The following is a 22,551-nucleotide window of genomic DNA, read 5'->3' as shown; positions in this document are numbered from 1 at the left end:
CCGTCCACTTGCTTAGTCCCCGCCTGCCCGGCCGCCGTCTGCCCAGGGAGTCGCTGGTGACCCGAGGTGGCCGCTGGCCGACTTATCGGCTGAGCCGGGTTGCTTGCTGATGACTGGGCCGGACTTGCTGCTGGTTGCTGACTGGCTGATGCCGGGCTGGCTTGCCTGCGCGGCTGGCTGATGACGGGGCCGTCTTACTGACCGGTCGACTACTGATCTTTGGTGAATGTGTACAACGGGGCGGGACGATGGCCGGGCGCATGATCGGTGGGGCTGCGGCTCTTGCTGAACTGGTGCGGCCTGCCGGCGAGGTCGTCGAGAGCGGGATGCACCGGGTGCTGCCGGTGCTTCCCGAGTTGGGCGGGTTGCTGCCCGGGCGGGGGCTTCGCCGGGGCAGCACCGTCGCTATCGGACTTTCTTCCGATTCCGGTTCCCCGCACCGACCGGGGCACGGCTGGAGGCGCGATGCGGATCGCCGCGACCTAACCCGTGACACCCCGTGGTCCCTGTCCGGTCCACGCCGGACCGCTCCCGCTCCCACCCCGGTCTCCGCCGGTGCCGGTGCGGGAGCCGCCGGGGGCGGGGGTGCGAGCGCAGCGGCGATGACCAGGGCGGGTATGGCCGCAGGTCCCGGTGTCTCCGCAGGCGCTGGCGTCTCTGTGGGGGCGGGGAGTGGGAATACCTCTCTTCTGCTCGCCCTTCTCGCCGCCGCCTCCCGTGCCGGAGCGTGGTGTGCCGTGGTCGGCGTGCCGGCGCTCGGTGTGCTTGCCGCCGCCGAGAGTGGTATTGCTCTCGAGCGGTTGGCTCTGGTGCCGAATCCCGGTCCCGAGTGGCCCACCGTGGTTGCCGCGCTCATCGATGGGGTCGATGTCGTGGTCGTCGCCGTTCCCGGTCCTGTCTCCGCCTCCGTCGCCAGCCGGCTTGTCGCCCGGGCTCGGCAGCGGGGGTGTGTGCTCGTGCCGTACGGGCGGTGGGACGGGGCCGACGTCACCCTGCAGGTCACCCGGGGTCGGTGGGAGGGGGTCGGTGCCGGGCGGGGACGGTTGCGGCGGCGGGAGGTCACCGTGGTCGCCCGGGGGCGGGGAGCCGCCGCTCGGCCCAAGGAAATGACCATGTGGATGCCAGGGATCGCCGCGACACCCGCGCCCGTTTCACCCGCTTCCAGGCCGTCCGCGTCTGGGCCGTCCGGGCCTGGGAAGACCGTGTCCGGGTCGGGGAAGGCCGTGTCTTGGCCGGTGGGGGACGACTCGTCCTCGGCAGGGGAGGGTGTGCCGCCGGCAGGAGAGGGTGTGCCGCCGGCCGGGGGACGGATGTCCATCGTGGAGTCGGTGTGAGTGCTGCTTCTGGACCTCGGACCCTGCTTGTCTGGTGCCCGGACTGGCCGGTCGTCGCCGCCGAGATCGTGGAGGGGGTGTCTGCTGCCGGGCCGGTTGTCGTGCTGCGGGGCAATCGGGTTGTCGCGTGTTCCGAGGCGGCACGGGCCGAAGGGGTGCGGCGGGGGCTGCGGCGGCGGGAGGCTCAGGGGCGTTGTCCTCAGCTTGTCGTCGTCGAGCATGATCCGGGGCGGGATGCCCGGGCGTTCGAGCCGGTGGTCGCCGCCGTCGAGGAGGTTGCCGTCGGGGTCGAGGTGGTGCGGCCCGGTGCCTGTGCGCTGGCCGCGCGGGGGCCCTCGCGCTACTTCGGGGGCGAGGAGCGGGCCGCCGAGCGGATCGTCGAGCAGGTGGCGCAGGCCTGTGCCGTGGAGAGCCAGGTGGGCATCGCTGACGGGGTGTTCGCCGCCGGGTTGGCCGCTCGGGGCGGACGGATCGTCGCCGCCGGGCGTACCCGGGAGTTTCTCGCCTCCGTGACCATCGAGGCGCTGGAGCGGCCCGCGCTGGCCGATCTTTTGCGCCGGCTCGGGGTGGCGACGCTGGGTGACTTCGCCGCGCTGCCCGCCTCCGACGTGCTGACCCGGTTCGGATTCGACGGGGCGCTCGCGCATCGGCTCGCCGCCGGGCTCGACCATCGGCCGCTCGCCGTCCGGCAGCCGCCGCCCGACCTCGACGTGTCCGGCACCTACGACGAGCCGCTCGAACGGGTCGACGTCGCCGCGTTCGCCGGGCGGGCCCTGGCCGAGCGGCTGCACGACCGGCTCGCCGCGCACGGTCTGGCCTGCACCCGGCTGGGCATCGAGGCGGTCACCGCCGACGGCCAGGAGCTGCACCGGGTGTGGCGCCACGACGGGATGCTCACCGCCGCGGCCATCGCCGAGCGGGTGCGCTGGCAGCTCGACGGCTGGCTGACCGGCGCCCGCCGCGGCGCACCCGCCCGGCCGACCGCGGGCCTGGTCCGGCTGCGGCTGGTGCCCGACGGCGTTCTCGTCCACCTCGGACTCCAGCCCGGCCTGTGGGGTGACACGGGCGCGGAACGGGAGCGGGCGCATCGCGCGCTGAGCCGGATCCAGGGTCTGCTCGGCCCGGAGTCGGTGCTCACCGCGGTGACCGGCGGTGGCCGGTCCGCCGACGACCAGGTGCGGTTCGTGCCGTGGGGCGACGAGCGGGAGCCGGCCCGGCCGGGCACCCCGCCGATGCCGATGGAGAACTTCGTGGCGATCGCCGGCGAAGAGACCGGACAAATAAGTCAAGGAGAACATACCGAAAAGCCCGGGAAGGGAGAACAGGCGGGAAGGAGAGGAGAAGGGAAGGACGACCGTCCACCTTGGCCGGGTCGTCTTCCTGCGCCCTCTCCCGCGCTGGTCCTGCCGCTGCCCGCGCCCGCGGTGGTGCTGGACGAGACGGGTACGCCGGTCGGCGTCAGCGCCCGCCTCGAGCTGAGCGGCACCCCCGCCGTACTGATGATCGGTGACGAGCCCGCCGGGATCACCGGGTGGGCCGGGCCGTGGCCGGTGGACGAGCGGTGGTGGGCGCCGGCCGAGTCGCGCCGCCGGGCCCGTTTCCAGATGACCGTCGCGGACGGGCGGGCGTTCCTGCTGTCCCTGTCGTCGGGGCACTGGGCGATCGAGGCGATCTATGACTAGGGGTGCGTGATGGGCTTCCACAATCCACCGAAGCCATGGGGTGAACTGGAGAGCGCCCTCACCGGCAAGGCCAAGCGGCACCTGTACGTCGTCGACCCGCTCGCCGTCGACGGTGACGGTGGCGACTCGCCCGCCTGGAGCCGCAAGCGGCAGCCGTACCAGGCGCCTGCCCTGATCCGCGCTCGGCCTGAGGACCGGTACGCCGAACTGCACTGCCACACCAACTTCAGCTTCCTGGACGGCGCCAGCCACCCGGAGGAGCTCGCCGAGGAGGCGGTGCGGCTGGGGCTCACCGCACTCGCCGTCACCGACCACGACGGCTTCTACGGGGTGGTGCGGTTCTCGCAGGCCGCCCGGGAGCTCGGCCTGCCCACGATCTTCGGTGCCGAACTCTCCCTGGACCTGTCGAAACCGCAGAACGGCGAGGCCGATCCGGAGGGCCGGCACCTGCTCGCCCTCGCGCACGGGCCGGAGGGGTACGCCCGCCTTGCCCGGACGATCTCCCGCGGCCAGCTCGACGGTGCGGAGAAGGGCAAGCCGGCGTACGGGGAGCTCGAACAGGTCGCCGAGGTGCTGCGCGACCACGTGCTGGTGCTGACCGGATGCCGCAAGGGCAGCGTCCCGCGGGCGCTCGCCGCCGAGGGGCCGCGCGGCGCGGCGCGGGAGCTGGACCGGCTGGTGGACCTCTTCGGCGCCGGCAACGTCGCCGTCGAGCTGACCGACCACGGCGACCCGTACGACGACGACCGCAACGACGTGCTGTACGACCTGGCGAAGAGCCGCCGGCTGGAGATTGTCGCCACCAACAACGTGCACTACGCGACCCCGGGCCGGCGGCGGCTGGCCACCGCGCTGGCCGCGGTCCGGGCCCGGCGCAGCCTCGACGAGATCGACGGCTGGCTGCCCGCGGCCGGCGCCGCCCACCTGCGCAGCGGCGCCGAGATGAAGCGACGGTTCGCGGCGTACCCGGGTGCGGTGGAGAACGCCGCGATGTTCGGCGACGATCTCGCCTTCGACCTGCAGTTGGTCGCGCCGCGGCTGCCGGACTTCCCGATACCGGAGCCGGGGCACACCGAGATGAGCTGGCTGCGGGAGTTGACCATGCGCGGCGCCCGGGAGCGGTACGGGCCGCCGCAGGCGCATCCGAAGGCGTACGCGCAGCTCGAGCACGAGTTGCGGATGATCGAGGAGCTGGAATTCCCGGGCTACTTCCTGGTGGTCTACGACATCGTGCGGTTCTGCCGCGAGCAGAACATCTACTGCCAGGGGCGGGGCTCGGCCGCGAACTCCGCGGTCTGCTACGCGCTGCGCATCACCAATGTGGACGCGGTCGAGTACGACCTGCTCTTCGAGCGGTTCCTGGCGCCGGAGCGGGACGGTCCACCGGACATCGACGTGGACATCGAGTCGGACCGGCGCGAGGAGGTGATCCAGTACGTGTACGGCAAGCACGGTCGGGAGCACACCGCGCAGGTCGCCAACGTGATCTCGTATCGTCCGCGTTCCGCCGTACGCGACATGGCCAAGGCCTTCGGTTTCTCGCCCGGGCAGCAGGACGCGTGGAGCAAGCAGATCGACCGGTGGGGCAGCGTCGCGGCCGTCGACGTGGAGGACATCCCGGAGCAGGTGGTCGCGTTCGCGAACGAGGTGCAGGACTTCCCGCGGCACCTGGGCATCCACTCCGGCGGCATGGTGATCTGCGACCGGCCGATCATCGAGGTGTGCCCGGTGGAGTGGGGACGGATGCCGGGGCGCACGGTGCTGCAGTGGGACAAGGACGACTGCGCGGCGGTCGATCTGGTCAAGTTCGACCTGCTCGGCCTGGGGATGCTGTCGGCGCTGCACTATGCGTACGACATGATCGAGTCCGATTTGGATCTTGGCAACATGCGTCTCGACGATTCCGAGGTCTACGAGATGTTGTGCAGGGCCGATTCTGTCGGGGTTTTCCAGGTGGAGAGCCGAGCGCAGATGGCCACTCTGCCGCGGCTCAAACCGGATAATTTCTACGATCTGGTGGTCGAGGTGGCCCTGATCCGCCCGGGTCCCATCCAGGGCGGCTCGGTTCACCCGTACATAAGACGGAAGAACGGGCTGGAGGAACCCTCGGTTCCGCACCCGCTCATGGCCAACGCCCTGTCCAAGACCCTGGGCGTGCCGCTGTTCCAGGAGCAGCTCATGCAGCTCGCCATCGACGTCGCCGGGTTCGACCCGGCCGAGGCGGACCAGTTGCGCCGGGCGATGGGATCCAAGCGGTCGGTCGAGAAGATGGAGAAGATCAAGAAGCGACTGTACGAGGGGATGGCGGGGCGGGGGATCACCGGCGACCTCGCCGACGACCTGTTCCTGAAGCTGTCCGCGTTCGCCAGCTACGGCTTCCCGGAGAGCCACGCCATGAGCTTCGCCTACCTCGTGTACGCGAGCGCCTGGCTGAAGCGCTACCACCCGGCCGCCTTCTGCGCGGCCCTGCTCAACGCCCAGCCGATGGGTTTCTACTCGCCGCAGTCGCTGGTGGACGACGCCCGCCGGCACGGGGTCGAGGTCCGCCGGCCGGACATCAACCTCAGCGACGCCGCGGCGACCCTGGAGACCACGGCGACCACCCGGTGGAGCTCGGCGCCCGGGGAACCGCCGCACGCGTGGGGGCTGGGCGGGCCGGCGGTACGGATGGGGCTGTCGAGCGTCCGTACCCTCGGCGAGGAGCTGGCGAAGACCCTCGAGGAGGAGCGCCGTGCGCGCGGCCCGTACCGTGACATGGCGGATCTCGCCCGCCGGACCGGATGCGCGACCGCCCACCTGGAGGCCCTCGCCACCGCCGACGCCTTCGCGGGTTTCGGACTCTCGCGCCGGGAGGCGCTGTGGGCGGCCGGGGCCGCCGCGCAGGACCGGCCGGACCGCCTACCGGGCACGGTCACCGGCACCGACGCGCCCACGCTGCCCGGCATGGGCGATGTGGACAAGCTGGTCGCCGACGTGTGGGCGACGGGCCTGTCCCCGGACGCGCACCCCGCGCAGTTCCTCCGCGAGGAGCTGACCCGCCGGGGCGCGCTGCCGATCGCGAGGCTCGGCCGCGTCGAGGCCGGCACCCGCATCCGCGCCGGCGGCATCGTCACCCACCGGCAGCGCCCGGCGACCGCGGGCGGGGTCACCTTCGTCAACCTCGAGGACGAGACCGGGATGCTCAACGTCACCTGCTCGCCGGGGCTGTGGCAGCGCTACCGGCGGGTGGCCCGGACCAGCTCGGCGCTGGTGGTGCGGGGGCGGCTGGAGAAGGTGGAGGGGGTGCTGAACCTGGTCGCCGACCGGCTCGACGCGCTCACCCCGCCGGTCACGCCCGCGTCCCGCGACTTCCGCTGATCGGACACTATATTTCCGTTCTGCGTGTGCCGCACCTTTTGGGGCGTACACCGGATGCGCAGGGAAACGTACGACGGGGGAGCGACATCATGATCCGTACTTTCGGCCTGTCCGCCGTCCTGGTCCTCGCCGGTCTCACCGCCGTGACCCCGGCTTCCGCAGCGCCCCCGGTTCTTGCAGCGCCCCCGGTCTTTGCGCCCCCGGCATCCGCGGTGGCGTCGCCTTCCGCGGCTTCGGCTGCGGTGGCGGGCTCGGCTGCGGTGGCGGGCTCGGCTGCGGTGGCGTCGAAGAAAAAGAAGACCGAGTTGACCCTCAGTTACATGGCCGAGGCGGGCTTCGCCGCCGCGGTCGTGCTGCGTTGCAACCCGACGGGCGGCGCGCATCCGAAGAAGGGCAAGGCGTGCGCGGCGCTGGCCAGGGCCGGCGGCGACCCGGCGAGGCTCGAGCCCGTCGCCGGGGTGTGCACGATGGAGTACGCGCCGATCACCGCCGAGATCACCGGCCGGTGGAAGGGCGCGAAGGTCGACTGGACGCGGCAGTTCGGCAACCCCTGCGAGATGCACCTCGCGACCGGAATCGTCCTGGCCTTCTGAACTCCGGCGTCCGGCGATCGGGGGTGACCGGCCCGGCGTGGCGCCGGTCGCGAGCCGTCGGCCGATACGCTGCGCGGGTGGACACCGCACCGACGCGTAGCCCCCGACCGCCCGTCACCCCGCGCACGGCCGCCGTCTGGGCCGTGCTCCGCCGCGAGCTCGAGCGTCACGCCGGGCGGGAACTGACCGTGGTGGACGTCGGCGGCGGAACCGGAGGCTTCGCCGTACCGCTGGCCGAGGCCGGGCATCGCGTCACGGTCGTCGACGCCAGCCCGGACGCGCTCGCCGCCCTCACCCGGCGCGCCGCCGACGCGGGCGTCGCCGACCGGGTCCGCGCCGTCCAGGGCGACGGCGACGCGCTCGCCGGGCTGGTCGCGCCGGGCAGCGCCGACCTGATCCTGTGCCACGCCGTGCTCGAGGTCGTCGACGACCCGGCGGACGTGGTCGCCGCCGTCGCGGCGGCGCTGCGGCCCGGGGGAGCGGTCAGCCTGCTGGTCGCCGGGCGGGCCGCCGCGGTGCTCGGCCGGGCCTTCAACGGTCATCTGGACGCGGCGTCCGCGCTGCTCGACGACCCCGACGGCCGCGCCGGCGGGCGCGACACACTGCGCCGGCGCTACGACGCGGAGACCGCCGAGGCGCTGCTCACGGCGGTGGGGCTCACGGTCGAGGAGACCCGAGGGGTACGGGTCCTCGCGGACCTCCTGCCCGCCGCGGTGGTGGAGGCGGACCCGCGGACCATGCTCGATCTGGAGCTGGCGCTGTCCACCCGGCCGCCGTTCCGCGACATCGCGGCCCAGCTCCACGTCTTCGCTCGCCGCCCGTGACGCCCGGCTCCGGTCTGCCCGGCCCCGGATCGCTGGGTGGGTCCGGGGCGCTCGCGGTGGTGCGGCCCGCCTACGGTTCCGGGAGCCTTGCCGAGCTGATGCCGAGCGTGATGGCCGTGCTCGGGGTGCCCGGTGCCACGGACGTGCTGGGGCTCGGCGAGGTGCTCGGCGGCGTGGACCGGGTCGCGGTGCTGCTGGTCGACGGGCTGGGGGCGTACCAGATCCCGGTCGCGGCGGCGCACGCGCCGATTCTGACGCAGCTTGACGGACGGACGCTGACCTCGGGTTTTCCCTCCACGACGCCGGTCAGCCTGGTCACCCTCGGCACCGGCGCGCCGCCCGGCGCGCACGGCATTCTGGGCTTCACGGTACGGCGGCCGGACGGCGGCGTGCTGAACCACATCGTGTGGGGCGCCGACCCGGACCCGGCACTCTGGCAGCCGGTCCCGACGCGGTTCGAGACGGCGGCCGCCGCCGGGACCCCCACCACGCTGGTCACCAAGGCCGAGTTCGCGGGCACCGGGCTGACCGTCGCGGCCTACCGCGGCGCGAGGTTCACCGGGGCCGGTGACCCGCACGCCCTGGCCACGGCCATGCTGGCGGCGCTGGACGGGCCCGGCCTCGTGTACGGCTACCACCCCGACCTCGACCACCACGGGCACGCCTCCGGCATCGACTCCGACCCGTGGCGGGCCGCCGCGGTCACCGTCGGCGCGCTGGTCGCGCGCCTGGTCGACGGGCTGCCACCGGGCGCCGCGCTGCTGGTCACGGCCGATCACGGGCAGCTCGACATCCCGGCCGACACCCGCGTCGACCTGGCCGCCGACCCCGCCCTGAGCGCCGGGATCGTGGGTGTCTCCGGGGAGCCGCGGGTTCGCTACCTGCACACCCGGGACGGCGCGGCGGCCGACGTCGTGGCGGCGTACCGCTCGGTGCTCGGTGCGTCGGCGTGGGTGCTCACGCGCGAGGAGGCGGTCGGGAGCGGCCTCTACGGCCCGGTGCCGTCGGGCCATCTCGGGCGCATCGGGGATGTGGTGGTCGTGTGCCTCGATCGCACCGTCGTGCTCGCCGGCGGGTGGGAGCCGCCGACGGTCGGGCGGCTGGTGGCCTACCACGGCTCCGTCACCGCCACGGAGATGACGGTTCCGCTGCTCAGTTACGTCCGTCCCAGTGCCTGACCGCGTTTCAGACCTGCGGCCGGCCGGATGCGGTTCTGTCTGACCTCGATCGGGCCGGATGCGTTCGTGTCGGATCTTGGTAGGGCCGGATGCGGTTCCGTCTGACGTTCAGCAGGGCGGACGCGGTTTTTGTCAGACCCTCTGGCTAGTGTGCTGCCGTGGGACGCAGTCAGGCGATCGGGCAGGGGCGTGACCCGCGGTTCGGCCCGGACGCCGACGACGCGGGGTGCACGATCCTGCACGTCGACATGGACGCGTTCTTCGCCTCCGTCGAGGTGCGCCGCCGGCCCGAGCTGCGTGGGCGGCCCGTCGTGGTGGGCGGGGCGGGTCCGCGCGGGGTGGTCAGCTCGGCCAGCTACGAGGCCCGGCGCTTCGGCGTGCGCAGCGCGATGCCGGGCATGCGGGCGCGGGCGCTGTGCCCGCAGGCCGTGTTCCTGCCGCCCGACTTCAGCGCATACTCGGCCGCCTCCGAGGCGGTCATGCGGATCTTCCGCGACGTGACCCCGCTGGTCGAGCCCCTCTCGCTCGACGAGGCCTTTCTCGACGTGGCCGGCGCCCAGCGGCTGCTCGGGCGGCCCGCGGAGATCGCCCGGTCGATCCGGCGGCGGGTCTTCGCGGAGCAGCGGCTGACCTGCTCGGTCGGGGTCGCCCCGAGCAAGTTCGTCGCCAAGCTCGGCTCGACCCGCGCCAAGCCCGACGGCATGATGGTCGTCCCGTCCGGCCAGGTCCTGGAGTTCCTGCACCCGTTGCCCGTCGGCGCGCTCTGGGGCGTGGGCGAGAAGGCGGCCGCGCACCTGCACCGGCTCGGCCTGATGACCGTCGGCGACCTGGCCCGCGCGCCGGTGCGCATGCTGCGCGGCGCGCTCGGGGAGGCGTCCGCCGCCCACCTGCACGAGCTGTCCTGGGGGCGGGACCCGCGCCGGGTGGTCGCCGAGCACGAGGAGAAATCGATCGGTGCCGAGTTGACCTACGACATCGACGTCACCGACCCCACCACGATCCGCCGCAGTCTGCTCGCGCTCTCCGACAAGGTCGGCGCCCGGCTGCGCGCGAGCGGCAACGTGGGGCGCACCGTGTCCATAAAGATCCGGCTCGCCGACTTTCGCACGGTCAGTCGGTCTCGCACGATGCGGACGACCACCGATGTGGCACGCGAGATCTTCGAGATCTCCTGGGCGCTGTTCGAGGCGCTGCGCCCGGCCGAGCCGATCCGGTTGGTCGGCGTCCGGGTCGAGGGCCTCGCCGCCGCGGCGACCGCATCCCGGCAGCTCACCCTGGGTGAGCCGGAGCGTGGCTGGCGGGAGGCGGAGGCCGCGGCCGATGCGGTCGCCGCCCGGTTCGGCCGCTCCATCGTCGGACGGGCCAGTCTTTTGGGACGAACCGATCTCCGCCGGACCGAAAATCACCCGCACTCGACGGTCGTCCCGCTTTCCGACCCGCCAACCCCCTCGTAGACTTGCGGTAAGGCAGCCGGTCGGCTGCCTCGCACCATCGGCCCGCCCGCACCAACGCCGGAGGGCCGGACATGCGCCCGGGGAGGAATGCCGTGCCGCTCTCGGAGCACGAGCAGCGGCTGTTCGATCAGATCGAGCGGTCGCTTGCCGAGGACCCCAAGTTCGCCTCGGCTGTGCGAAACAGTGACCCGCGCTTCCACGCCCGGCGGCGGCTGGTCGCCGGGGCGTTCGTGATCGCCTTGGGTCTCGCACTGGTTGTCTACGGCACGGTGAGCAGCAATACGCCGCTCGGCGTGGCCGGTTTCGTGGTCATGCTGTCCGCGGCCGCGTTCGCGATGCAGACCCGCCGCAAGGGGCAGGCACCCGACCTGCACGCCGTCGGCGGCACCGCTACGCGCCGCACCCGGCAGACGCGCAAGGCGGGCATCATCGACCGGCTCGAGGACCGCTGGCGTCAGCGCCCCGAGGGCCACCGCTAACCCGGCGACCCACGGCGACACGATGGCGGCCACTCGGCCGCCATCGCCATATTCGCCGCCTCATCACCCACGATGAGCCGGCCACCACCCAGCGGCGCCCGGCCCGCGACGATACGACGGCGGCCCGGACGCCGCCGAACGCTGCTCGCCCATCGCGGCCGCCCGCTCGCCCATCCCGGCCCGCCGGCTTCGACCCGCTCGCCCACAACGCCGCTGTCCGGGCCGCTCACTCTTGCCGCGGCCGTGTCGGCGCTGCTCGTCACCGTGTTCGCGGAAGCGTTGACGGTCCCGCCCGCCTGCCCGCCTGCCGCTGTTGCGGTCCGGCCCGGCCCTTCGGCGGAGGACGCCGGTGCGGCTGCCTTCCCCCACGGCCCGGAAACGGCCCGCCGCCCCAGGTCATCGGGCAGGCGTGGTCTGCCGGTCCCGGGTGACCGGGCAGGGGCGTCGTCTGCCCCTGCCCGGTCACCCGTCGGCGGCCGCGGCTGTCGCTCGAAGGGGCGTGCTCAGCGGGCACGTCCCGCGAGCAGCCGGCGTGGGCTGAACCGGACCAGCACGTCGCGCGCCCGGCTGAACGAGCTCAGCCAGCGTGTCGACTGCTCGGCCAGGCCCATGCGCCAGCGGAGTATCACCGACGGCGGCAGGAGTACCGCCCTGAGCCGGGTCGGGCGTGTTGCCGTGGCGGCCAGGCCCTTGCGCACCTGCGTCAGGGCCGCCGTGAGCCCCTCTCCCTGCAGCGGGCGGCGGGCATACCGGGCGCGTTCCTCGGCGTGGCCCAGCAGGACCGCACCGTCGGCCGGCGCGCCGGCCAGCTCCGCCTCGCGGATCAACCGCTGGGCGGTGTGCCGGGGGGTCTCGGTCGGGTCCACCGGTACGCGGTAGTCGACCATCGTGTCCACGAGCTCGTCCCAGGCGGCGTGGGCGTCCTCGCGGGCGCGTACCGTCTCGGTCGTGACGGTGACGTCGCGGGTTCCCGGTGGGGATGCCGTTGCGGTCGCCGTCGTGACCGGGGCCGTCGCCGCGTGCCGGCGCTTGCGGACCAGGATCCGGCGGAGTGCCGGGACCAGCAGCAAGGCCACCACCAGTGCGGCGAGGCCGGTGATCAGCAGGCCGGTGGAGGAGCCGCCCGACGGGTTCTCGGCGCCGGTGGCGCCGAGGTTGTTCTCGCTGGGGTCCCGGTCGGGGCGGTTGGCGCCGCCCGGGCCGACGGAGCTGGAGGCGCCCGGTGCGCTCGAGGCCGTCGGCGACGCCGAGGGGGTGTCGACCCGGTCGATGTCGGGCGCCCACTCCGAGCGGCTGGAGCCGACGACCGACGCCTGCGGGGTGGCGTCGAACGGGATCCAGCCGAAGCCGTCGAGGTAGACCTCGGTCCAGGCGTGGGCGTTGCGGTTCGTGATGACGTACCGGTCGCCCTCGCGGCCGCCGCCGCGGGTGAAGCCGAACGCCACTCGGGCCGGGATGCCGGCCACGCGGGACATCCAGGCGAGCGCCGTCGCGTACTGCTGACAGAAGCCGGTCTTCTGTTCCAGGAAGGCGGCGATGGCCGAGGCGCCGCCCTCCGGTTCCGGCGCCTTCAGGGCGTACGAGAAGCCGTTGTCCCGGGAGAAGTGCCGGTAGAGCGCAAAGACCTTGTCGTACTCGGACTCCTTGTCCTTGGTCAGGCGTGCCACCAGGGCCTTGACGCTGGGATCGTCGGGGACGGTGGTGAACTCCTGGCGGATCGGGTCGTCGGCGGCCAGCGGCTCGGCCTGGCGGAGCTGGTCCGGCGTGTACTTGGCGCGGACGTAGTCGAAGGAGTACTTCTGGCTCTTGGTGGTGTTGCGCCGGGAGAAGATGGCCTGAGCGGTCGAGTCGTACGACCAGGCGCCGTCGAGACCGTCGACCTTGATGGTCGACGAGTAGACCGGCGCGAGGGTCTGCGCGTATTTGTTCGTGATCTCGACCTCCGCGCGGTACTGCTTGAGGTCCCCGGTGACGACGGGGTTTTCCCGGGGGTCGGGCAGACCGCGCGAGAGCGGGCTGCCGGTCGGCGTGCGGTTGGCGATGCCCTCGGCGGTGAGCAAGTCCGCGGTGCCGAAGCGCAGGTAGTACGGGTCCGGCTCGTTGGTCCTGACCTTGATGTAGTCGACGGTCTCGCTCTGGTTGAGGTCGCCGGTGAGCGAGGCGAAGAGGTTGACGCGGCCGCTGCCGCCGCCGCCCGTACCGCCGCCCACGCCCGTGCCCACCTGGGTGAGCCGGTTGAGCAGGCCGGTGTCGAGGCCGGGCACGGTCAGCGGGAGCAGCACCGCGGCGGCGACGCCGATCACGGCGAGCCGGCGGCCGGCCGCGGCCAGCGGCGACGGTTCCCAGACGTCGACGTCGCGGCCGTCGCCGGTGAAGCGGCGGCCGAAGCGGCGGACCCGGTCGACGTTGTCGGCGACCAGCAGCCAGAGGAAGCCGATCGCGCCCACGACGAAGGGGAAGACCGGGACGCTGTCGACGTACACCGCGACCGGCACCGAGTAGATGGCCAGCATCGGCAGGCCGGCCAGCGCGGGGCGGCGGGCCACCACGGTGAGCAGGTCGACGGCGATGGCGACCGCGCCGATGCCCAGCGTGGCGATGAAGAGCAGGCCGTCGCGGTCGGGGACCGGTACGCCGTACGACCGGGTGTCCGTGCCGGCCTGGGCGAACAGCTCGCCGAAGTGCTGGAAGGTCGGCGGCGTCGGGATCACCGACAGCAGCTCGTCGCCGCTGGGGAACATCCAGGAGAGCGTGAGCAGCAGCGTCAGCGCCATGCCCACGATCTGGGCCCAGGTGGGCAGGCGCAGGCTGCGGGTCAACACCGCCGAGCCGGCGACCAGGCTGACCGCGAGGATGCACTGCAGCAGCCAGGTCCAGGTGTCGAAGATCGCCGACAAGGGTGCCGCGGAGAGCAGCGTCGCCGCCGCGGCCACCAGTCCGAGTCGTCGTCGCCCGGTCACAGCAGACCTCCCGTCATCACATGCCCGCCACGGTCTCGGCCATCGGGGCCCGGACGGCGAAGCCCTGGGATCCGCGCCCGGCCGCCGGCCACAGCGTCGCGAGCGAGTCGCCGTGCTTCACCGGCACCGAGCGCCAGCCGCTGCGCACCAGGGCCAGCGACGCCGCCGCGTGCTGCCGGTCCGACTCCTGCCGGTCGGTGGGCGTCATGGAAACCCAGGTGGAGCTGTCCACGGCGAACCCGATGCAGGTGGCGCCGTTGCCGCGCAGGCCGGTGAGGATCTCGGCCTCGGCGACGGTGAGCGCGCCGAACAGCCCGATCACGAGTCCGCCGTCGGAGCGGCGCCGGACCATGTCGACCAGGACGGAGAGGTCGCCGTTCTGGGTCAGTTTCACGTCCGCGAGGGTGTCCAGCACGGCGCCCTCGCCGCCGGCCTCGATCGCGTCGAGGTCGATGCCCGTACCCGTGACCAGGCGGAGTTTGTATCCGGACTGGCGCAGGTGGACCGCGATGCTGGCGGCCGCCGAGACCGCCCACTCGAAGCTGGCCGTCGGGCCGTCGCCGCGGTGGGCGTAGAGCCGGGTGTCGAGGACGACGGTGGCCCGCGACTCCCAGGGCTGCTCCTCGCGGCGCACCATCAGCTCGCCGGTGCGGGCGGTCGAGCGCCAGTGGACCCGCCTCAGGTCGTCGCCGCGGCGGTACTCGCGGGTGGCCGCGTCGTCCTCGCCGTGCACGGCGACCGAGCGGGCACGGCTGTCACCGGTGCCCGCGTACTCGCCCGCCAGGCGCACCGCGGGCAGCGGGGTCACCTCGGGGATGACCGTGAGCCGGTCGACGCTGGGGAAGGAACGGGTCAGCTCGCACAGGCCGAAGGGGTCGGTCAGCCGGATCACCAGCGGGCCCACCGGGTAGCGGCCGCGGACGTCGGCGCGCACCGTGTACGCCACAGAGCTCGCCATGTGCGCGCCGAGGCGTTCGAGCACGACGCGGGGCCGGCTGCCCAGGGCGTACGGCAGCCGGTCCTCCATCAGCAGCGTGCCCGTGGGCAGCCGGGACAGGTTCTGCAGGCGCAGCACGACCCGCGCGCTGGAGCCGACCGGCGCCCGGCCCGGCTCCAGCGAGCGGGTGCAGGCCAGCTTGTACCGGCTGCGTCCGACATACGCCGCGGCCAGCAGCGGCAGTGCCGCCAGCAGGATCGCGACGCGCAGCAGGTCCTTCTCGCCGAGGATCACGGCGGAGACCCCCGCGGCGCCGGCCGCGGCGAGGAACGAGCGGCCGCGGGTGGTCATGCCCCGCAGGGCCTCCCGCATGTCAGAGCCCCCGCGACTCGTACTGCGTGCCTCCGCCGCCCGCGGCACGGGTGTCGTACGGCGAGCGGTTGCGGTCGTGCGGCAGCGGCAGCCGGTGCACGATCTCGGCCACGATCGCGTCCGTGGTGCGGCGGTTGAGCTGCGCGTCGGCGGTCGGGATGATCCGGTGCGCGAGGACCGGCACGGCCAGCGCCTGCAGGTCGTCGGGGAGCACGTAGTCGCGTCCCTCGAGCGCCGCGACCGCCTTGGCCGTGCGGATGAGCTGCAACGTGGACCGCGGCGACGCGCCGAGGCGGATCTCCGGGGCCTCGCGGGTGGCCGTGACCAGAGCGATCGCGTACTGCTGGACGGCCTCGGCCGCGTGCACGTCGCGCGCGGTGGCGATCAGGCGGCGCATCAGCGCCGCGTCCGCGACGGCCCGCAGGTCGTCGAACGGGTCGTGGGCGCCGTGGCCGTTGAGCATGGCCATCTCCGCACGCGGGTCCGGGTAGCCCATGGCGATCCGGGCGGTGAACCGGTCACGCTGCGCCTCGGGCAGCGGGTACGTGCCCTCCATCTCGATCGGGTTCTGGGTCGCGATGACCATGAACGGCGACTGCAGCTCGTACGTGGTCCCGTCGACCGTGACCTGCCGCTCCTCCATGCACTCGAGCAGGGCGGACTGGGTCTTCGGGGAGGCCCGGTTGATCTCGTCGCCGACTACGAGGTTGGCGAAGACCGCGCCCGGCTTGAACTCGAAGTCGCGCGTCTCCTGGTTGTAGACGCTGACGCCGGTCACGTCACTGGGCAGCAGGTCCGGGGTGAACTGGATACGGCGCACCGAGCAGTCGATCGAGCGGGCCAGCGCCTTGGCAAGTGTCGTCTTGCCGACGCCGGGTACGTCCTCGATCAGCAGGTGGCCCTCGGCCAGCATCACGGCGAGCGCGAGCCGTACGGTCGCGCTCTTGCCCTCGATGACCTGCTCGATGTTGGCGATGATCGCTTCGCTGGCGGCGCGAAAAGCGTCAGCCGGCAGCGGACCGCCGGGCTCGTCCCAGGTAGGGGTTGTCACGGGCCTCCTCCATGTCGTTCAAGCCCCTTCCCGGTGTTGACACCGGTAAGGGGCCGAAGGTTCGCGGGCGGCCGGGGTGTCCGTGGGCCTCCGGCGCCGCCGCCCGTTCTCCACAGGTTATCCCGGTCACACCAACTAGCCGAGTGGGGCGTTGGGCCTCAATTCGGCACTCGGTCAACCAGATACGCATATCGGATGGGTTACGAATCGGCGCGGACGATACCGGTCGTCGCGACCCAAGCGGGGCGGGTATCATCCCCCTATGGCCCGTGCCTTCCTGCTTCTTAGCTAGCCGTGCTGCTCGTCCGGCGGACGAGACTCAGCGCGGCGCCCCCTCCTGCGTAGGGGGCCTTTTTTGTGTCCCCAGGCAGGCCGACGAGAACGAGATGGTGACGATGAGCGAGTCCGAGACCGGCGCGGACGTCCCGCCGTACCGCTACACGGCCGCGATGGCGGCGGAGATCGAGCCGCGCTGGCAGGCGTACTGGGCCGAGAACGGCACCTTCTTCGCGCCGAACCCCACCGGTGAGCTGGCCGATCCCACGCACCCTCGGGCCGGGGCGCCCAAGCTGCACGTGCAGGACATGTTCCCGTACCCGTCGGGCGCGGGCCTGCACGTCGGGCACCCGCTGGGCTACATCGGCACCGACTCCTACACCCGCTACAAGCGCATGGCGGGCTTCAACGTGCTGCACCCCATGGGCTTCGACGCGTTCGGGCTGCCGGCCGAGCAGTACGCGGTGCAGACCGGCACGCACCCGCGCACCACGACCGAGGCGAACGTCGAGCGATACCGGGGACAGTTGCGGCGCCTGGGACTGGCGTACGACGAGCGCCGCACCTTCTCCACCACCGACCCGGACTATTACCGCTGGACCCAGTGGATCTTCCTGCAGGTCTACAACTCCTGGTTCGATCCGGAGCTGCGCAAGGCACGTCCGATCGACGAGCTGATCGAGGCCTTCGCCTCCGGCCGGCGGCCGGTGCCGGGCGGGAGCTGGGACGCGCTGTCGCCGGACGACCGGCGCAGGCTGATCGACGACCACCGCCTGGCGTACGTCAGCGAGGCGCCGGTCAACTGGTGCCCGGGGCTGGGCACGGTGCTGGCCAACGAGGAGGTCACGCCGGACGGCCGCAGCGAGCGCGGCAACTACCCCGTCTTCCCGCGCGCGCTGAAGCAGTGGATGATGCGCATCACCGCGTACGGTGACCGCCTGGTCGACGACCTGGACGCGCTGGACTGGCCCGAGCCCGTCAAGCTGATGCAGCGCAACTGGATCGGCCGCAGCCGGGGCGCCCACGTCGACTTCGAGGCCGGCGACGGTCGCATCCGGGTCTTCACGACGCGCCCCGACACCCTGTTCGGCGCCACCTACATGGTGCTGGCGCCGGAGCACGAGCTGGTCTCCGCCCTGGTGCCCGCGGCCTGGCCGGAGGGCACCAGGGACGCCTGGACCGGCGGCCACGCGACGCCGGCCGAAGCCGTCGCGGCCTACCGGGCCGCCGCCGCGGCGAAGACGGAGGAGGAGCGCACCGCCGACGCCAAGGTCAAGACCGGCGTCTTCACCGGCGCGTACGCGACCAATCCGGTCAACGGCGCGCGCATCCCCGTGTTCATCGCCGACTACGTGCTGGCCGGCTACGGCACCGGCGCGATCATGGCGGTGCCCGGCCAGGACGAGCGCGACTGGGCCTTCGCGGAGGTCTTCGAGCTGCCGATCATCCGTACGGTCGAAGCGCCGGAAGGATTCGAGGGAGCCTTCATCGGCGACGGGCCGGCGATCAACAGCGACTGGCTGAACGGCATGGGTGTCGCCGAGGCCAAGGCGGCGATGATCGCCTGGCTGGAGGAGCACGGCAAGGGCACGGGAGCCACCACCTACCGGCTGCGGGACTGGCTGTTCAGCCGGCAGCGCTACTGGGGCGAGCCGTTCCCGATCGTCTACGACGAGACCGGCCTGCCGGTCGCGCTGCCGGAGTCGATGCTGCCCGTCGAGCTGCCCGAGGTCGACGACTTCTCGCCGCGCACCTTCGACCCGGACGACGCCGACACCGAGCCGGAGACGCCGCTGTCGCGCAAGAAGGACTGGGTACAGGTCGAGCTGGACCTGGGCGACGGCCCGAAGACCTACACCCGCGAGACCAACACCATGCCGCAGTGGGCCGGCTCCTGCTGGTACGAGCTGCGTTACCTGGACCCGCGCAACGACAAGGCGCTGGTCGACAAGGACAACGAGGCGTACTGGATGGGCCCGCAGGGTCCGGGCGACCCCGGCGGCGTCGACCTGTACGTCGGCGGCGTCGAGCACGCGGTCCTGCACCTGCTGTACGCCCGCTTCTGGCACAAGGTCCTGTTCGACCTGGGCCACGTCTCGTCCTTCGAGCCGTTCCGCAAGCTGTTCAACCAGGGCTACATCCAGGCGTACGCCTACCGCGACGCCCGCGGGGTGATCGTGCCCGCCGGGGAGGTCGTCGAGCGTGACGGCAAGTGGTTCCACGGCGAGCAGGAGGTCGCCCGCGAGTACGGCAAGATGGGCAAGTCGCTGAAGAACGTCGTCACCCCGGACGAGATGAGCGAGCAGTACGGCGCCGACACGTTCCGGGTGTACGAGATGGCGATGGGCCCGCTGGACGTCTCGCGCCCGTGGGAGACCCGCGCGGTCGTGGGGTCGCAGCGGTTCCTGCAGCGGGTGTGGCGCCTGATCGTCGACGAGGACAGCGGTGCGGTGCGGGTCACCGACGACCCGCTGGACCCGAAGGTCCGCCGGGCGCTGCACCAGACCATCGCCGGGGTCCGCGAGGACATGGACGAGCTGCGCTTCAACACGGCGATCGCCAAGCTGATCCAGTTGACCAACACGCTGACGCCGCTGGAGACGACCTCGCGCGAGGCGGTGGAGCCGCTGGTGCTGATGATGTCGCCGTTCGCGCCGCACCTGGCCGAGGAGCTGTGGCGCAAGCTGGGCCACGAGGGCACGCTGGCGTACGCGGACTTCCCGGTCGCCGACCCGGCCCAGTTGGTCGCCGAGTCGGTGACCTATCCGGTGCAGGTCAACGGCAAGGTCCGAGGGCGGGTCGAGGTCGCGCCGGACACGGCCGAGGATGCCGTACGGGAGGCCGCGCTGGCCGCGGTGGCCGAGGTGCTGGCGGGCCGCGAGCCTCGCAAGGTCATCGTGGTCCCGGGACGCCTGGTGAGCGTCGTCGTCTGACCCGGGTCATGGAAAGGGCCCGTCGCGCAGGTGCGCGGCGGGCCCTTCTCAGTGGCTCTCTCAGGCGGCGGCCGCGGCGGCGCGGCGGGCGGTGAACCGCCAGCGGAGCACGATCGCGGTGGTCAGGCCGAAGCCGATGACGGCCGGCGTCAGGGTCAGCGGGCTCATCGACCCGGGTGAGGTCACCGCGGCGCCGATCACGGCGTAGGAGACCGCGGACGGGACCGCGGCGAGCGTCGTGCCGAGCAGGTAGCGCTTGCGGCAGACCGACGTGGTGCCGTACGCGTAGCCGATCAGGCCGTACGGCGCGAGCGGGAGGAAACGCACCAGCAGCACCGCGGCCAGCCCGCGGCGGTTGAGCCAGCCGTCGAGCCGGGCCATCCGGCCGCCGGCCTTCGCACCGAGCGCGCCCCGGCCCGCCCAGCGGCCCGCGTAGTAGGTGGCGATCGCCGCGATCACCGCGGCGGCCAGCGCGGCGGCCGCACCCGTCGCCGGGCCGAGCAGCGCGCCGCAGGCCAGGGTGATCGCCGTCCGCGGCACCAGCACCGACAACAGCAGCCCGCCCACGACCGCGACGGCGACCGCGGCGGCCGGGCCGAGGGACATGACCGAGTGGGCGATCGACTGCAGCGGGAGGACGGCGGCCGCGACGCCGAGCCCGGCGACGGCGACGGCGAGGACGCCGAACCGGGCGAGGCGGTGACGCCAGCCCATCGGCGTGTCCGGGGTCTGCTGGCTGGCCTGAGGGTCCGCGGCGGGGGAGTGGGCGCCCGGCGGGGCGATCAGGTAGTCAGTCATGCAGGCGTACCGCCCCTACTTCTCGTCGGTCCAGTAATAACTGCTGGTCAGGCGTGGAATCGGGTCATACGGCACCCGCTGCGGCGAGCCGCTCGCCCCGGAGCCGGTCGGCCCAGGTGTCGTCGAGCTGTTGAAGACTATCCGCGCCGGTCGCCCAACGCAGTAGCAGATCGGCTATCGCTGGGTTGCGAGCGAGCGCCGGGCCGTGCGCGTACGTGCCGAGGATCTTGCCGTGCCAGGCGCCCTCGGTCTGCCCGTCGTTGCCGATGCCGGCGGTGACCCGGGCCAGCGGCGCCACGCCGGGGCCGAGGTGGGTGCGCCCGCCGTGGTTCTCGAAGCCGGTCAGCGGGGGCAGGCCCAGGCGCGGGTCGATGTCGCCGCGCACCTCGCCGACCGCACGGGTCTCGCCCCGGTCGGAGCTGATGTCCAGCAGGTCGAGCCCGGCACATCTGGCGCCCTTGGCCGAGAACGAGGACCCGAAGAGCTGGTAGCCGGCGCAGATCGCCAGCACCGCTGCGCCCTGGGCCACCGCGCGGTGCAGGCCGCCGTCGGCGATGAGCCGCTGGGCGGCCAGCGCCTGCGGCCCGTCCTCGCCGCCGCCGATCAGATAGATGTCGGCGGTCGTGGGCATCGGCTGGTCCGAGCGGACCTGGTAGGTCTCGACCGGGATGCCGCGAAGCTGGGCGCGCCGCGCCAGGATCAGCATGTTGCCCCGGTCGCCGTAGGTCGACAGGAGATCGGGATAGATCCAGACGATCCGGAGGGTGCTCTCGCTCATGCTTCCGACCTCGGTTCTCCGCTGCGGGCAAGCTCAGTTGACACGATCCAGCTCCGCTCGGATGTCCTGGAACGCCGTGTAGTTCGCGATCACCTCGAGTCGGCCCGGGGGTGTGGCCCGCAGCGCCTCGTCGAAGGATTTAACGTGCCGGAAGGCCACATCGTTCACTTCCAGCCGGACCGCGAGGTCGTAGGCCCGGTCGCCGGTGATCAGGACGGGCCGTCCACGCAGGGGAGAGAAGTCGACGTCGTAGAGCCACGAGGTGTCGAAGCCGTCGGGGTCGCGCGCGTTGATGGAGAGCAGTGTCGGGGCGAGCTCGGCCATGTCGAAGGCCTCGAGCCAACTGGCCGGGTTCTTCGCCAGCAGCAGCCGGATGGTGCGCCCGTCGCGTTCCACCTGGGCGTAGCGACCGGCCACCGAGGCCACGCTCGCGAGCCGGGGCACCGCCTCGATGGGGCGTACGCCGAACTCCGCGGCCACGGCCAGCGCGGTGGCCGCGTTGCCGAGGTTGACCTGGCCCGGCAGTTGCAGCTTGACCAGATGCCAGTCACCTCGGGGGTCGACCACACCCTCCTCGTCGACCGTCCACTGTGCCTGCGGCCGGCGCAGCGGGCAGCCGGTGCACCACCAGTCGCCGTGTGCACGCTGGATGGACCCCCCGCATTCGGGGCAGACCCACGAGTCGTCCGTCCACCGCTGGCCGGCGCTGAACCAGGTGACGTGCCCGGCGGAGACGGCCGACCAGACCACCATCGGGTCGTCGGCGTTGGCGACGACGTGCACGTCCGGGTGGCCGGCGAGGGCGGTGCGCCACATCTGCGCCATCATCGCCACCTCCTTGGCCCGGTCGAGCTGGTCGCGGGAGAGGTTGAGCAGGGCGACCACCCGGGGTGCGGTCTCGTCGATCACCTGCGCGAGGTAGTGCTCGTCGACCTCGAGGACGGCGAAGGGGGTCGCGCCGGCCTTCGCCAGCGCGGAGGTGTGCCCGGTCGGCATGTTGGCGCCGAACGAGTTGGTGGCGACCGGGCCCAGGACCCCGAGCGCCGCGGCGGCGAAGCGGGTCGTGGTGGTCTTGCCGTTGGTGCCCGAGACGAGCGCGATCGCCCGGCCGGCGGCGAGGTTGCGTAGCAGGTCTGGGTCGATCTTGAGGCCGATCCAGCCGCCGATGACCGAGCCGTCGCCGCGTCCCGCGGCCCGCGAGAGCGCCGCCGCCGTGCGCGACACGGAGGTCGCGACCTTGGCCCGCAAGGGCATTTTCCCGTCCGTCACGGCGACGAGGGTACCGGAAACGGACACTACGTCGAGTGGCGGTGAGTGCGACGCTGCCCGTCCGGCGCCGGATGGGCCGAACGGTCGATCGGCATCGTGCGTCCGGAGTGGTGTTTGGCCCGGTGGGGAGGTTTTCGGTGGCATTCGCCCGACGTTGCACCCTTCCGTGGTCAGACGCGTCATCACTTTTTATGTGTTGTGATTCACCCGTAACCATCGACGGATAGTGATTGGTCGTGTGCTCATAGTGGCGGCATATGTCACAGACTGGTTGCG

General features: G+C 72.6%; 15 protein-coding genes and 1 pseudogene. 10 read left to right on the top strand and 6 right to left on the bottom strand.

The genetic code is table 11. From position 1 onward, the window contains the following. Positions 1-248: 248 nt before the first annotated feature. The 9 genes and pseudogenes from EDD30_RS41970 to EDD30_RS09815 all read left to right on the top strand — a co-directional run. A pseudogene (locus tag EDD30_RS41970) lies at positions 249-443 on the top strand (hypothetical protein); the annotation flags it as partial. A gap of 63 nt (positions 444-506) precedes the next feature. Further along, positions 507-1,334 carry a hypothetical protein gene (locus tag EDD30_RS09850; RefSeq protein WP_244945584.1) on the top strand — a complete coding sequence of 276 codons (828 nt, stop codon included), beginning with the start codon at positions 507-509 and terminating at the stop codon, positions 1,332-1,334. Next, a complete protein-coding gene (locus tag EDD30_RS09845) occupies positions 1,331-3,016 on the top strand; it encodes a DNA polymerase Y family protein (RefSeq protein WP_071809680.1) in 1,686 nt (561 codons plus the stop codon). Before EDD30_RS09850 ends, EDD30_RS09845 begins: the two co-directional genes overlap by 4 nt. 9 nt (positions 3,017-3,025) lie before the next feature. Then, positions 3,026-6,373 (top strand): error-prone DNA polymerase, encoded by a 3,348-nt coding sequence (locus EDD30_RS09840; protein ID WP_071809679.1) that lies wholly within the window; start codon positions 3,026-3,028, stop codon positions 6,371-6,373. Between the two features lie 89 nt (positions 6,374-6,462). Next, entirely contained in the window at positions 6,463-6,966 is a 504-nt protein-coding gene (locus EDD30_RS09835; RefSeq protein WP_084557786.1) for an SSI family serine proteinase inhibitor, read from the top strand. A gap of 77 nt (positions 6,967-7,043) precedes the next feature. Next, a complete protein-coding gene (locus EDD30_RS09830; protein ID WP_071809678.1) occupies positions 7,044-7,790 on the top strand; it encodes a methyltransferase domain-containing protein in 747 nt (248 codons plus the stop codon). Then, positions 7,787-8,968, top strand: a complete 1,182-nt coding sequence (locus EDD30_RS09825) for an alkaline phosphatase family protein (RefSeq protein ID WP_071809677.1) — start codon at positions 7,787-7,789, stop codon at positions 8,966-8,968. Before EDD30_RS09830 ends, EDD30_RS09825 begins: the two co-directional genes overlap by 4 nt. A gap of 158 nt (positions 8,969-9,126) precedes the next feature. Then, the gene (locus EDD30_RS09820; protein WP_071809676.1) at positions 9,127-10,422 is read left to right on the top strand and encodes a DNA polymerase IV; all 1,296 of its coding nucleotides are present in this window, start codon (positions 9,127-9,129) and stop codon (positions 10,420-10,422) included. 92 nt (positions 10,423-10,514) lie between these two features. Further along, positions 10,515-10,901, top strand: a complete 387-nt coding sequence (locus EDD30_RS09815) for a DUF3040 domain-containing protein (RefSeq protein WP_071809675.1) — start codon at positions 10,515-10,517, stop codon at positions 10,899-10,901. 503 nt (positions 10,902-11,404) lie between these two features. Here EDD30_RS09815 and EDD30_RS09810 read toward each other — a convergent pair. From EDD30_RS09810 to EDD30_RS09800, 3 genes are read right to left on the bottom strand one after another with little or no spacing between them, the layout of a single operon-like run. Then, positions 11,405-13,861, bottom strand: a complete 2,457-nt coding sequence (locus EDD30_RS09810) for a transglutaminase TgpA family protein (protein ID WP_071809674.1) — start codon at positions 13,859-13,861, stop codon at positions 11,405-11,407. 16 nt (positions 13,862-13,877) lie between these two features. After that, positions 13,878-15,170, bottom strand: a complete 1,293-nt coding sequence (locus EDD30_RS09805; RefSeq protein ID WP_071809673.1) for a DUF58 domain-containing protein — start codon at positions 15,168-15,170, stop codon at positions 13,878-13,880. Position 15,171: 1 nt separating this feature from the next. Further along, the gene (locus EDD30_RS09800; RefSeq protein WP_071809672.1) at positions 15,172-16,221 is read right to left on the bottom strand and encodes an AAA family ATPase; all 1,050 of its coding nucleotides are present in this window, start codon (positions 16,219-16,221) and stop codon (positions 15,172-15,174) included. A 395-nt stretch (positions 16,222-16,616) separates the two neighbouring features. On the opposite strand from EDD30_RS09800, the gene leuS reads away from it, so the two are divergent. Further along, positions 16,617-19,430, top strand: a complete 2,814-nt coding sequence (gene leuS, locus EDD30_RS09795; protein WP_084557790.1) for a leucine--tRNA ligase — start codon at positions 16,617-16,619, stop codon at positions 19,428-19,430. Positions 19,431-19,490: 60 nt separating this feature from the next. On the opposite strand, the gene EDD30_RS09790 is transcribed toward leuS, so the two are convergent. The 3 genes from EDD30_RS09790 to EDD30_RS09780 all read right to left on the bottom strand — a co-directional run bounded on the left by EDD30_RS09790 (position 19,491) and on the right by EDD30_RS09780 (position 22,260). Continuing rightward, positions 19,491-20,228: a TVP38/TMEM64 family protein gene (locus tag EDD30_RS09790; RefSeq protein ID WP_071809670.1), complete on the bottom strand. Its 738-nt coding sequence runs from the start codon at positions 20,226-20,228 to the stop codon at positions 19,491-19,493. Positions 20,229-20,292: 64 nt separating this feature from the next. Continuing rightward, positions 20,293-21,006 (bottom strand): type 1 glutamine amidotransferase, encoded by a 714-nt coding sequence (locus tag EDD30_RS09785; RefSeq protein ID WP_071809669.1) that lies wholly within the window; start codon positions 21,004-21,006, stop codon positions 20,293-20,295. 33 nt (positions 21,007-21,039) lie between these two features. Beyond that, complete coding sequence (locus tag EDD30_RS09780) at positions 21,040-22,260, bottom strand: MurT ligase domain-containing protein (protein ID WP_071809668.1); 1,221 nt, start codon at positions 22,258-22,260, stop codon at positions 21,040-21,042. Positions 22,261-22,551: the final 291 nt, after the last annotated feature.

It is taken from the genome of Couchioplanes caeruleus, assembly GCF_003751945.1.
GTDB classification, from domain to species: Bacteria; Actinomycetota; Actinomycetes; order Mycobacteriales; family Micromonosporaceae; genus Actinoplanes; species Actinoplanes caeruleus.
Note: the sequence above shows the minus strand (reverse complement) of the source record. Positions and strands in the feature narration are given on the sequence as shown.